The sequence below is a fragment of the Streptomyces sp. NBC_01298 genome, assembly GCF_035978755.1.
Lineage (GTDB): Bacteria > Actinomycetota > Actinomycetes > Streptomycetales > Streptomycetaceae > Streptomyces.
Genome location: NZ_CP108414.1, coordinates 5,001,871 through 5,013,752 on the forward strand (window position 1 = coordinate 5,001,871; position 11,882 = coordinate 5,013,752).

General features: G+C 71.6%; 9 protein-coding genes. 2 read left to right on the forward strand and 7 right to left on the reverse strand.

Annotated elements, in window-relative coordinates:
• Positions 1-26: 26 nt before the first annotated feature.
• From pstA to OG730_RS22705, 5 genes are all read right to left on the reverse strand, one after another.
• Entirely contained in the window at positions 27-1,109 is a 1,083-nt protein-coding gene (gene pstA, locus OG730_RS22685) for a phosphate ABC transporter permease PstA (protein WP_327305947.1), read from the reverse strand.
• Entirely contained in the window at positions 1,109-2,098 is a 990-nt protein-coding gene (pstC, locus tag OG730_RS22690) for a phosphate ABC transporter permease subunit PstC (RefSeq protein ID WP_327305948.1), read from the reverse strand. Before pstC ends, pstA begins: the two co-directional genes overlap by 1 nt.
• 132 nt (positions 2,099-2,230) lie before the next feature.
• The gene (gene pstS / locus OG730_RS22695) at positions 2,231-3,367 is read right to left on the reverse strand and encodes a phosphate ABC transporter substrate-binding protein PstS (protein ID WP_327305949.1); all 1,137 of its coding nucleotides are present in this window, start codon (positions 3,365-3,367) and stop codon (positions 2,231-2,233) included.
• A gap of 301 nt (positions 3,368-3,668) precedes the next feature.
• Positions 3,669-4,625, reverse strand: coding sequence for a CHAD domain-containing protein (locus OG730_RS22700; RefSeq protein ID WP_327305950.1), 957 nt, complete (start codon positions 4,623-4,625; stop codon positions 3,669-3,671).
• Positions 4,606-6,936, reverse strand: a complete 2,331-nt coding sequence (locus OG730_RS22705; RefSeq protein ID WP_327305951.1) for an RNA degradosome polyphosphate kinase — start codon at positions 6,934-6,936, stop codon at positions 4,606-4,608. Before OG730_RS22705 ends, OG730_RS22700 begins: the two co-directional genes overlap by 20 nt.
• A 524-nt stretch (positions 6,937-7,460) precedes the next feature.
• Here OG730_RS22705 and OG730_RS22710 point away from each other — a divergent pair.
• Complete coding sequence (locus tag OG730_RS22710) at positions 7,461-7,754, forward strand: hypothetical protein (protein ID WP_327305952.1); 294 nt, start codon at positions 7,461-7,463, stop codon at positions 7,752-7,754.
• Between the two features lie 124 nt (positions 7,755-7,878).
• On the opposite strand, the gene mshD is transcribed toward OG730_RS22710, so the two are convergent.
• Positions 7,879-8,811: a mycothiol synthase gene (mshD, locus tag OG730_RS22715; protein WP_327305953.1), complete on the reverse strand. Its 933-nt coding sequence runs from the start codon at positions 8,809-8,811 to the stop codon at positions 7,879-7,881.
• Positions 8,812-9,151: 340 nt separating this feature from the next.
• On the opposite strand from mshD, the gene OG730_RS22720 reads away from it, so the two are divergent.
• The gene (locus OG730_RS22720; RefSeq protein ID WP_327305954.1) at positions 9,152-10,975 is read left to right on the forward strand and encodes a bifunctional metallophosphatase/5'-nucleotidase; all 1,824 of its coding nucleotides are present in this window, start codon (positions 9,152-9,154) and stop codon (positions 10,973-10,975) included.
• Between the two features lie 63 nt (positions 10,976-11,038).
• Here the strand turns inward: OG730_RS22720 and OG730_RS22725 are convergent, their stop codons facing one another.
• Positions 11,039-11,818, reverse strand: coding sequence for an alpha/beta fold hydrolase (locus OG730_RS22725; RefSeq protein WP_327305955.1), 780 nt, complete (start codon positions 11,816-11,818; stop codon positions 11,039-11,041).
• Positions 11,819-11,882 lie beyond the last annotated feature (64 nt).

Below are 11,882 nucleotides of genomic sequence, written 5' to 3' on the forward strand. Positions count from 1 at the left end.
GGGTCACTTCGCTTTCAGGAGTCGCGTCAGCGACCGGTCTTGGGGGCCTTCCAGCGGGCGATGCCGCGAGCCACCAGATTGAGGATCATGACGAAGGCGATCAGGACGAGGGCTGCGCCCCAGGCCCGGTCGTAGGAGGCTTCACTGCCGACCTTGTACTGCTCCCAGATGTAGAGGGGGAGCGAGGACTGGGCGCCTTCGAAGGGGTTGTTGTTGATCAGCTGGGTGCCGAAGACCAGCAGCATGATCGGGGCGGTCTCACCCGCGATGCGGGCCACGGCCAGCATCACGCCGGTGGCGATGCCGCCGATGGCCGTGGGGAGGACGACCTTGAGGATCACGCGCCACTTCGGCACGCCGAGGGCGAGCGCGGCCTCGCGCAGCTCGTTGGGGACGAGCTTGAGCATCTCCTCGGTGGAGCGGACCACGACCGGCATCATCAGGATCGACAGGGCCATGGATCCGGCGAAGCCGGAGGGGCCGAAGCCGAGCATCAGGTTCCACGTCGTCAGGATGAACAGACCCGCGACGATGGAGGGGATGCCGGTCATGACGTCGACGAAGAAGGTGACGGCCTTGGCGAGCGGGCCCTTGCCGTACTCGACCAGGTAGACGGCGGTCAGCAGGCCGATGGGGGCCGAGATCGCGGTGGCCAGGGCGACCTGCTCGATGGTGCCGAGGAGGGCGTGGTAGACGCCGCCGCCGGCCTCGAAGGAGGTCACGCCGTTCATCGAGTGGCCGAGGAAGTCCCCGTCGAGGACCTTCATGCCGCGGCTGATGGTCGTCCACAGCAGCGAGAGCAGCGGGACGAGCGCGAGGATGAAGCAGACCCAGACGACGGAGGTCGCGACGCGGTCCTTGGCCTGGCGGCGGTTCTCGACGATCGAGCTGGCCGTGTACGTGATGACCACGAAGAGGAGGGCTGCCAGCAGACCCCACTGGATCTTGCTGTGGAGGCCGAGGACGGCGCCGGCGCCGGAGCCGAGGGCGACCGAGGCGACGGCGATGGCGGCCGGGGCCCAGCGGGGCAGGTGGCCCTGCGTCAGGCTGCTGGGGGCGACGGACCGGTGGGCCCGGGAGGGGCGCGGGTCCTGGAGTGCGTGGCTCATCAGGCGTTCGCCCCCGAGAAGTCCTTGCGACGGGCGATGATCAGCCGGGCGGCGCCGTTGACCAGCAGGGTGAGCAGGAAGAGCACGAGGCCGGAGGCGATCAGAGCGTCGCGGCCGAACTCGTTGGCCTCGTCGAACTTCGCGGCGATGTTCTGCGCGAACGTGCCGCCGCCCGCGTCCAGGATGTGGCCGGAGATCAGGAAGCTCGGGGAGAGGACGGTCGCGACGGCCATGGTCTCGCCGAGCGCGCGGCCGAGGCCGAGCATCGAGGCGGAGATGACTCCGGAGCGGCCGAAGGGCAGGACCGACATCCGGATGACTTCCCAGCGGGTCGCGCCGAGGGCCAGTGCGGCTTCCTCGTTCATGCGCGGGACCTGCAGGAAGACCTCGCGGCTGACGCTGGTCACGATCGGCAGGATCATGATCGCGAGCAGGATGCCGACGGTGAAGAGCGAGCGGGCGACGCCGACCTGGGTCTTGTCGAAGACGTAGGTCCAGCCCATGTACTCGTCGAGCCACATGTTCAGGCCGCCGAGGTACGGGACGAGGAAGAGGGCGCCCCAGATGCCGTAGATGATCGACGGCACGGCGGCCAGCAGGTCGACCACGTAGGCGAGGGGGGCGGCCAGCTTGCGCGGCGCGTAGTGCGAGATGAACAGGGCGATGCCGACAGCGATCGGAACCGCGATGGCCATCGCGATGATCGAGCTGACGACGGTGCCGAAGAGCAGGACGGCGATGCCGAAGACGGGGGGGTTGGCCGACGCGTTCCAGTCGAACGTGGTGAGGAAGTTGCCCTCGTTGTCGGCCAGTGCGATCGAGGCGCGGTAGGTGAGGAAGACGGCGATCGACGCCATGATCACCAGGAGCAGGATGCCGGAGCCCTTGGAGAGGCCCGCGAAGATCTTGTCACCGGCGCGGCCGGTGGACCTTCCGCTCTTGGAGACAGGCGGAGCCGTGTCTATCTGGGTGGGTGTGGTGGAAACCATGATCTTTCCGGTCTGGATGGGGGGCAGGCCCCCTGGCGGCGGTGCACCGGATCCCCTGGGTGGAGGGGAGGGTCCCCGGGCCGGTCCGCCCCCCGGACGGGGGGAGCGGACCGGTGGTCCCGGGGGTCTGGATCAGGCGAGCTTCGCGATGACTTCGCGGACCTTGGCGTTGATCTCGGCCGGGATCGGCGCGTAGCCGTTCTCGAGCAGGATCTTCTGGCCCGCGTCGGAAGCGGTGTAGTTCAGGAAGGACTTCACGGCCGGGAGGGTCTCGGCCTTGTTGCCCTTGTCGCAGACGACCTCGTAGGTCACCAGGACGATCGGGTAGGCGCCCTCGGCCTTGGTGGCGTAGTCGAGCTTCAGCGCCAGGTCGTCGCCGGTGCCGGAGATCTTGGCGGCGGCGATGGCCTTGGAGGCGTTCTCGCCGGTGGCCTTGACCGGAGCGGCGGCGCCCGTGGCGACGTCCACGGTCTTGATGCTCTGCGAGGAGGCGTACGAGAGCTCGAAGTAGCCGATCGCGCCGTCGACGGCCTTGACCTGCGAGGCGACACCGGCGGAGCCGGAGGCGGCCTGGCCACCCGGGGCCGGCCACTTCTTCGCGGGCTCGTAGGTCCACGCCTCGGGAGCGGCGGCCTTGAAGTACTTGCCGAGGTTCTCGGTGGTGCCCGAGTCCTCGGAGCGGTGGAAGGCCTGGATCGCGGTGGCGGGAAGCGTGACGCCCGGGTTCAGCTTCTTGATCGCCTCGTCGTCCCACTTCTTGATCTTGTCGTTGAAGATCGCGGCGAGGGTGGGGGCGTCGAGGACCAGCTTGTCCACGCCGGCGACGTTGAAGCCGATGGCGATGGGGCCGCCGACCATCGGCAGGTCGATGCCCTGGCCGCCGGTGCAGATCTTCTTCGACTCGGCGACGGCCTCGGGCTTCAGCGCGGAGTCCGAGCCGGCGAAGCCGACGGTGCCCTGGTTGAAGGCGACGATGCCCTCACCGGAGGAGGAGGACTTGTAGTTGACCTCGATGCCGGGGCAGGCCGCCATGTACGCCTTCACCCACAGGTCGACCGCGTTCTTCTGCGCGGAGGAGCCCGAGGCGAGGAGCTTGCCCTTGGCGTCGTCACACTTGATGTCACCCGCGGCGACGGTGGGCTTGCCCGAGGCGCCGGCGTCGCTCTTGGTGTTGTCGTCCGAACCGCACGCCGTGAGGACCAGGGCGCCGGACACGACGAGCGCCCCGAGGGCGGAGGCACGAAGCATGTTCTTGCGCTGAAGCTTCACTTTCGGGTGTTTCCTTCCAGAAGCCGCCGGCCGCTTTCTGAATCGGGGCGGCGTGCGAAGAGGACTACGTCGGTTGCCCGGAGGAATCGTCCGCCTTCGCGGTGACTCGCTCCCTGCATCTCCGAAGTTAGGCAGATCAGGTGAAGCGGCCGACCGGGGTAAGTGAACGGATGGTGAACCGTGGCGGACGGGGTGGTGCGTCCGGGCGGTTTCGGCATCCGGCGTCATCTCCCGTTACCCCGCCGTTACCGATGCGTGACCGTCGGGGGGCGTACGGTGCCGCCGCCCCGGTCGGTCCGGGTCAGACCCCGGCGTGGCTGGAACCGGCTGGTTGCCACAGGTGCTGGAAGGTGGCGCGGGAGGCTTCGACCTCGTGTCGCTGGTCCGCGTGCAGGACCCCCAGGGCGTACGCCGTGGCCGGGGCGATGCGGGGGGTGCGGGCGGCCGTGGCCGAGGCGGCGGCCGCCTCGGCGGCGTCGCGGTGCCGGGTCAGGGCCTCGCCTGCGACCGTCAGGCGGGCCACGTCGCCGCCCAGGGCCTCCTGGGCGTAGCGGTGGACGCGCAGCAGGCGGCGCACCTCGTTCCAGGCGCTGTCGTGGTCCGCGTCGTACGGGTGCGAGGGCGAGGGGGCCGGCAAGGAGTGCACCGCCGTGCACAGGCGGGAATGAGCCACCTCGGCCAGGGGCACCAGAACGTCGTCCACCCGCCCCCGGGCCGCCACGGGGTCCAGCGGGACCTCGGAGGCCAGCACCGCCACCGCGTCCGCGACCGCGTGGAAGCGGGAGGAGCCCAGCGCCTGCAGGGTCGCGGAGTGGGCCCGGGTCCGGGCCAGGGTGAGCTGGCGCTCCAGCAGGGCGCCCGCGCGGGCCGAGCCCACGGTCAGCGAGCCCGCCGTCCCGCGCGGAGCGGGTACCTCGGGACTTCCCGACAGCCGCTGCAGGGCGTCCATGAGCCGCAGCAGCCGGGCCGCGTACGCGTGCTCGTCGGCCAGGGTCGCCGAGAGCCACACCAGCTCGGTGCGCAGCGAATCCGCCCAGGAGGAATCGGCCGCCGCCCTGAAGGTGGACAGGGAGCAGGAGATCCGGCGCGCAGCCCCCCGCAGGCTGCGCGCCGCCTCACTGCCCTCGGCGCCCCCGTTCGCGGCGCCCTCCTCGTGCAGGCGCAGGCCCCGCAGGAATGCGGTGGCCTGCGCACGCAGGTACGTACCGAGTACGGTGCCTGCCGTCGTCGCGGTCAGGTCATGATTTGGCTGAGCCACGCCGGCGCCTCCGCGCGTCAATGAGCATCTCCTGAACGTGCCGCAGCGGCTGGCCCTCGCTGTCCGTGCTGTGCCGGGTCCATTCGCCGTCCGGGCCCAGGTGCCAGGAGGTGGTGGCGTCGGACATGCCGGTTTCCAGCAGCCGGTCCAGTGCCGCGCGGTGGGCCGGGTCGGCGACCCGGACCAGTGCCTCGATACGGCGGTCGAGGTTGCGGTGCATCATGTCGGCGCTGCCTATGTACACCTCGGGTTCGCCGCCGTTGCCGAAGGCGAAGACCCGGGAGTGCTCCAGGAAGCGGCCGAGGATCGAGCGGACCCGGATGTTGTCCGAGAGCCCGGGGACACCGGGGCGGATCGCGCAGATGCCGCGGACCCAGATGTCGATGGGCACGCCCGCCTGCGAGGCCCGGTAGAGGGAGTCGATCAGTGCCTCGTCGACGATCGAGTTCATCTTGAGGCGGACGTACGCGGGGCGGCCCGCCTTGTGGTGCGCCGCCTCCTTGTCGATCCGGGCGATCAGGCCGTCGCGCAGCGAGCGCGGGGCCACCAGCAGCCGGCGGTAGGTCTCGCGGCGCGAGTAGCCCGACAGCCGGTTGAACAGGTCCGAGAGGTCGGCGCCGACCTGCGGGTCCGCGGTCAGCAGGCCGAGGTCCTCGTAGAGCCGTGCCGTCTTGGGGTGGTAGTTGCCGGTGCCGACGTGGGAGTAGCGGCGCAGCGTGTCGCCCTCCTGGCGGACGACGAGCGACAGCTTGCAGTGGGTCTTGAGGCCGACGAGGCCGTAGACGACGTGGCAGCCGGATTCCTCGAGCTTGCGGGCCCACTTGATGTTGGCCTGCTCGTCGAAGCGGGCCTTGATCTCGACGAGTACGAGGACCTGCTTGCCGGCTTCGGCGGCGTCGATCAGGGCGTCCACGATCGGGGAGTCGCCGGAGGTCCGGTACAGCGTCTGCTTGATCGCGAGGACGTCCGGGTCGGCGGCCGCCTGCTCCAGGAAGGCCTGCACGGAGGTGGAGAAGGAGTCGTACGGGTGGTGGAGCAGTACGTCGCGTTCGCGCAGCGCGGCGAAGATGTCGGGCGCGGACGCGGACTCGACCTCGGCGAGGTCGCGGTGCGTGCCGGCGACGAACTTCTTGAACTTCAGCTCCGGGCGGTCCAGGGAGGCGATCCCGAAGAGGGCCGTGAGGTCGAGGGGGCCGGGGAGCGGGTACACCTCGGACGGGTTGACCTTCAGCTCCTGCACGAGCAGGTCCAGGACCCCGGGGTCGATGGACTCCTCGACCTCCAGGCGCACCGGCGGGCCGAAGCGGCGCCGCATCAGTTCCTTCTCGAGGGCCTGGAGGAGGTTCTCCGCGTCGTCCTCCTCCACTTCGAGGTCCTCGTTGCGGGTCACGCGGAACATGTGGTGCGCGAGCACCTCCATGCCCGGGAACAGCTCCTCCAGGTGTGCGGCGATGACGTCCTCCAGCGGGACGTAGCGCTGCGGGGAGGCCTCCAGGAAGCGGGAGAGGAGCGGCGGGACCTTGACGCGGGCGAAGTGGCGGTGGCCGCTGACGGGATTGCGTACGACCACGGCCAGGTTCAGGGACAGGCCGGAGATGTACGGGAACGGGTGCGCGGGGTCCACGGCCAGCGGGGTGAGCACCGGGAAGATCTGGTTGCGGAACAGGGTGAAGAGGCGCGCCTGCTCCTTCTCGGTGAGGTCGGGCCACCGGATGAGGTGGACGCCCTCCTCGGCGAGCTGGGGGGAGATGTCCTGCTGGAAGCAGGCGGCGTGGCGGGCCATGAGCTCGCGCGAGCGGGTCCAGATCTGGTCCAGCACCTCACGGGGCTGGAGGCCTGAGGCCGAACGGGTGGCGACGCCGGTCGCGATGCGGCGCTTGAGGCCGGCGACGCGGACCATGAAGAACTCGTCGAGGTTGCTCGCGAAGATCGCCAGGAAGTTCGCGCGCTCCAGGAGGGGCGTCGTGGGGTCCTCGGCGAGCTCCAGGACGCGCTCGTTGAAGGCGAGCCAGCTGCGCTCCCGGTCGAGGAAGCGGCCCGCGGGCAGCTCACCGGTGTCCTTGTCGTCGTAGGCGTCCAGATCCGCGTCGAGATCCGGTTCCAGATCGACGTGCGGGCGGTGGGCGGCTATGGACCCCAGGCGGGCGTGGGCGCCGGTGGCCGCGCGCGCGGCCACCGCCTCGGGCGTGGCGGCCGCGGCGGCCACGGAGGCGGAGATGTCGGCGGCCGACGGCGCGGACGGGGACGCGAACTTGTTCGGCGGCTGCTGGGTGGGGACCTCGGTGGGGGCTGCGCTGGGCTTGTGGCTCATGACTCCATTCTTCCGCGTACGCGGAAGGACGGGCGCGTCGGACGGGTCGGCCGTCAGTCGGAGTCGGGGCTGCATTGCGTCAGCTTCGCGACCGCGCATTAATGCCCGGTTAATGGCGTATGGCTTCCAGGGTCCGGGCGGGGGTCGTCTGGTGCCGACCGGGAACCGGGGGAGCCCTTGGCCGCGCCTGCGGAGCGGGGACGCCGCCGTCCGCGCCGGGCCGGGCCGGCGCCGTGGGCGGGAGCCGGGTCTGCGGGTGCGGGGGGCCGGGGGGTGTTCTAGCGTCGGTGGGAGGGAGGGATGTCCTGCCGAGTCGGTCCGGTACGGGGACCGGGCCCGGGGCCGTACGTCGGCCGCGTGCGCTCGGCGCCGTTCGCGTGTGGTCCGGCATGCCCGGTCCGGGCACTTCGTCGCCAGGTACGTCGCCAGGTACGTGCCGCCGGGTCCGGGTCGGTCCACCGGGCACCCGGGTGGGGCCGGGCAGGTCCGGGCCGCGCGGTGATGCCCGAGAGCAGGTACCTCCCATGCGCACGTCGACCCGTATCGCCGGTGTCCTCGCCGGTCTGACCCTCGCCCTCGGTGGCGCCTCCCTGGCGGCTCCGGCCGTTCACGCGGCCCCCGCCGTCCACGCGGACGTCTCGGCCTGCATCAACCAGGTCGAGCGGGAGCTGCACGGCGGTGAAGCCCCGGCGTCCGTCCGCGCGTCCTGCTCCCTCGCGGTGGGCGGCTCCCAGGACACCTGCGTGTCCGGTCTGACCGGGGGCGCCGGTGTGACCAAGGGGACCGCGGTGACCGCCTGCAAGCTGGGCGCGCAGTAGGCCGCGGGGAGGGCGCCCCCGGCCGGGCCTCCCGGCCGAGCCTCCCGGCCGGGCCTCCCGGCCGAGCTCCGGGCTGGGCCCGGGGTGCCCTTCAGGCCGGGGGTGCCCTCCAGCGGTGTGCCCGTCAGCTCTCCGTGCGGTACATCAGGTCCACCTCGTGGGTGGAGAACCCGAGGCCCTCGTACACGGCCAGGGCCGCCGGGTTGTCGGCGTCCACGTAGAGCATCGCCGTGGGCAGGCCCGCCGCGGCCAGGTGGCGCAGCCCGATCGCGGTGAGGGCCTTGCCGAGGCCGCCGCCCTGCGCGCCGGGGCGTACGCCGAGGACGTAGACCTCGCCGAGCTGCTGCTCGGCGTGCACCTTCGTCCAGTGGAAGCCGATCAGTTCGCCGTCCCGCTCCGCGAGGAAGAAGCCCGCGGCGTCGAACCAGGGCTGCGCGACGCGGTCGTTGAGGTCCCGCTGCGTGAGCGAGCCCTGCTCGGGGTGGTGGGCGAAGGCCGCCGCGTTGACGGCCAGCCAGGCGGCGTCGTCGGCGCCGGGCACGAAGGTGCGTACGGTCACGCCGGCGGGCAGGACGGCCTCCGGCAGGGGGGCCGCATCCGCGCCGAGCGGGCGGCGGAGCTGGCGCAGTTCGCGGAACAGGGTCAGGCCGAGCACCTGCGCGAGGTGCCGGGCCGCTGACTTGCCGCCGTGCGCCCACACCCGGATCCGCTTGCCCGAGGCGGCCAGCAGGGCGGTGCCCAGTGCCCGCCCGTGGCCGCGCCCGCGCAGCGCGGGGTGGACGACGAGCTCGGCCGCGGGGGCCTCCACCGGGTCGGTGTCCTCCAGTTGTCCGTACCCGGTGAGCCGCCCCTCGGCGGTGAGGAGGAAGTGGCGGATCCCCTCTCTGGCCCCGCCGCGCAGCTGGAGCCGGCCCTGCTCGGACACGGCGGTGGTGCCGTCGGTGCGGGCCGCGTCCTCGATCAGGGCGAGTACGGCGTCGGCCTGTTCGTCCGTCAGTTCGTCGAGGGTCTGGATCTGCCGTCCCGGCTCCAGGACCACTGCTGCGTCGTCAGTCATGGAACCGAGCCTACGACCACGCCGGGGGCCCGGCGGGGTGCGGCCCGGACGGGCGCCGGGACTGCCGCGCGGTCGGCCCCGCGGACGGCCTGCCGGCGGGGCCGTGGGCGGTCGCGCCGACGGTGTGCGGACGGCCCCGAACGGCCCGCGAACGGCCCGCGGACGGCCTGCGGACGGTCCGCGGACGGCCTGCGAACCGCCTCGTCGAGCCCGCCGCCGACGGCTCCCCGTCGGTTGTGTGTAACCAGCTCGATACCCGGTACCCCTGTCGCGCTACGCGCGTTGACTCTAGGCTCGGGCAGACCTCCCGAGATGTATCGCTGTCCGCAAAGGGGAACAAATGTCAGCGACGCCACAACGGCACCGCCGAACCCGCCGGTTGGCCCTCTCCGCCCTCGCCGTGGCCACGGCCGGCGGTGCGATGATCGCCGCCGCCCTTCCGGCCGGAGCCGCGAGTGGTGACGGATACGGCCAGGACCACGGCCGCACCGTCGACGTACAGCTGCTGTCGTTCAACGACCTCCACGGCACCCTGGAGCCCCCGCAGGGCTCCTCGGGCAACGTGACCGAGCGTCAGGCCGACGGCACCACCAAGGCCATACCCGCGGGCGGTGTCGAGTACCTCGCCACCGGTCTGCGCGAGGCCCGCAAGGGCCACAAGTACTCCGTCACCGCCGCCGCCGGTGACATGATCGGCGCCAGCCCGATGGTGTCGGGGCTCTTCCACGACGAGCCGGCCATCGAGGCGCTCAACGACCTCGACCTGGACGTGACCAGCGTCGGCAACCACGAGTTCGACGAGGGCAAGACCGAGCTGCGCCGCATGCAGTACGGCGGCTGCCACCCGGTCGAGGGCTGCTTCGAGTACGGCAAGGAGTTCGGCGGAGCCGACTTCAAGTACCTCGCCGCGAACGTGGTGGACGAGAAGACCAAGCGTCCGATGATGAACCCCACCTTCATCTGGAAGCGGGGGGACGTGAAGATCGGCTTCATCGGCGTCACCCTGGAGGGCACCCCCGACATCGTGACCGCCGACGGGGTCAAGGGCCTCAAGTTCGGCGACGAGGTCGAGACGATCAACAAGTACGCCGAAGAGCTGAACAAGCAGGGCGTGAAGTCGATCGTGGCCCTGATCCACGAGGGCGGCCTGCCCGCGAGCGGCGCGTACAACTACGACTGCAACGTGCCGGGCGCCGGCGCCGGTGTCTCCGGTGCCATCGTCGACATCGCGAAGAACGTCTCGCCGAAGGTCGACGCCCTGGTCACCGGTCACACGCACCAGGCGTACGCCTGCAACATCCCCGACCCGGCGGGCAACCCGCGCACGGTCACCTCGGCCGCCTCCTACGGCCGGCTGTTCACGGACACCACCCTCACGTACGACCGCGCGACCAAGGACATCGTCCGTACGCCGGTCGCCTCGCCGCTGGTGGTCCAGAAGGTCGTCAACCGGGACCAGCCCAAGGCCCCGGACCTGACCGCGCTCATCCAGCGCTGGAACGCGCTGGCCGCGCCGATCGCGAACCGTCCCATGGGCTACATCTCGGCCGACATCCCGGGCCGCGGCTCGGAGGCGTACGAGAAGCCGCTCGGCGACGTGATCGCCGACGCGCAGCTCGAGGCCCTGGCCCCGGCGGCCAAGGGCGGCGCCCAGCTCGCCATCATGAACCCGGGCGGCATCCGCGCGGACCTGGCCTACAAGGCCGCCGGCGCCGAGGGCGACGGAGTGGTGACGTACGGGGAGTCGTACACGGTCCAGCCGTTCACCAACATGATGACGGTCGTCGACCTGACCGGCGCCCAGCTGATCACCGCGCTCCAGCAGCAGGTCAGCGGCCCGGTCAACGGGGTGAGCCCGAAGATCCTGCAGGTCTCCAAGGGCTTCTCCTACACCCTGGACACCACCAAGGCGGGCGCGGACCGCATCGTCGTGGGCTCGGTGAAGCTGAACGGCGAGGCCATCGATCCCGCCCGTACCTACCGGGTCGCGATGAACGAGTTCCTCGCGGGCGGCGGCGACGGCTTCGGCGTCCTGAAGGAGCACAAGAACAAGCTGGTCGGCGCGTCCGACCTGGACGCCCTCAACGCCTACCTGAGCGCGCACTCCTCGGCGGCCGCGCCGCTGGCCCCGCCGGTGGCGGACCGGATCACGGTCATCAAGTAACACCTGAGCGAAGAAGGGGCGGTGGGCCACTGGCCCGCCGCCCCTTCGGCGTTCCCGGGGTCCTCAGCGCGTCGCCAGGAAGGCGCGGACGGCCTCGTGGAACTCCGCGGGGTGCGTGAACGGCAGGAAGTGGTCGCCGTCCAGGGGCGTGTACGAGGTCCCGGGCCGCCGGGTGACCATCGCGTCGGCCTGGGCCTGCGGCAGGGAGGTGCTGCGCGTGCCGTGGATCAGCAGGGTCGGGCAGTCGCTCGCGAGCCAGGCGGCCCGGTGGTCGCCGCGGCAGGCCTCGACGGAGTCGAGCATGTCCTGCGGGTGGAACGGCAGTCGCCAGCCCCCCTCGGGCAGCAGGCGCAGGGCCTGGGCCACGAACTGGGCGCCCACCGGCCCGGCCGCCTCGAGGAGTTCCTCGCGGGTGGGGGCGGAGTAGCGCATGGCCCGGAGGAAGGCCATCCAGCCGCTGTCGGCGGGGTCGATCTCCACGGCGGCTTCCGCGTTGACCAGCACCGAGATCCGCTCGGGGTGGGCGGCGGCCAGGTGGACGGCGTTGAGTCCGCCGAGCGAGTAGCCGAGGAGGGCGACGGGTGCGTCCAGTCCGAGGTGGTCGAGCAGGGCGACGGCGTCGGAGACGTAGCCGGCACGGCTGTAGTCGGCGGCCCGGTCGGAGTCCCCGTGGCCCCGCTGGTCGGGGGCGATGACCCGCCAGCTGTCGCCCAGGGCCTCGGCGAGCGCGGCGAAGGCGAGGCCCTCGGACATGCCGCCGTGCAGGGCGAGCAGCGGGCGGCCGGGGCCGCCGAAGTCCAGGTAGGACAGGGTGCGGTCGTCGATCTTCAGCTCGTGGCGCATGGCGTTGCTCTCCCCGTGTGTGCTGGTCGCTGGGCGTGAGTTCAGCCTGCCAGGATTTGGGCAA

What these genes read in the sequence shown, in the direction of transcription:
- OG730_RS22705 (WP_327305951.1), bottom strand. Translation starts at nt 6,936, where the DNA reads ATGAGCCACAAGCCCAGCGCAGCCCCCACCGAGGTCCCCACCCAGCAG.
- OG730_RS22720 (WP_327305954.1), top strand. Translation starts at nt 9,152, where the DNA reads ATGTCAGCGACGCCACAACGGCACCGCCGAACCCGCCGGTTGGCCCTC.
- pstA (WP_327305947.1), bottom strand. Translation starts at nt 1,109, where the DNA reads ATGAGCCACGCACTCCAGGACCCGCGCCCCTCCCGGGCCCACCGGTCC.
- mshD (WP_327305953.1), bottom strand. Translation starts at nt 8,811, where the DNA reads ATGACTGACGACGCAGCAGTGGTCCTGGAGCCGGGACGGCAGATCCAG.
- OG730_RS22710 (WP_327305952.1), top strand. Translation starts at nt 7,461, where the DNA reads ATGCGCACGTCGACCCGTATCGCCGGTGTCCTCGCCGGTCTGACCCTC.
- pstC (WP_327305948.1), bottom strand. Translation starts at nt 2,098, where the DNA reads ATGGTTTCCACCACACCCACCCAGATAGACACGGCTCCGCCTGTCTCC.
- OG730_RS22725 (WP_327305955.1), bottom strand. Translation starts at nt 11,818, where the DNA reads ATGCGCCACGAGCTGAAGATCGACGACCGCACCCTGTCCTACCTGGAC.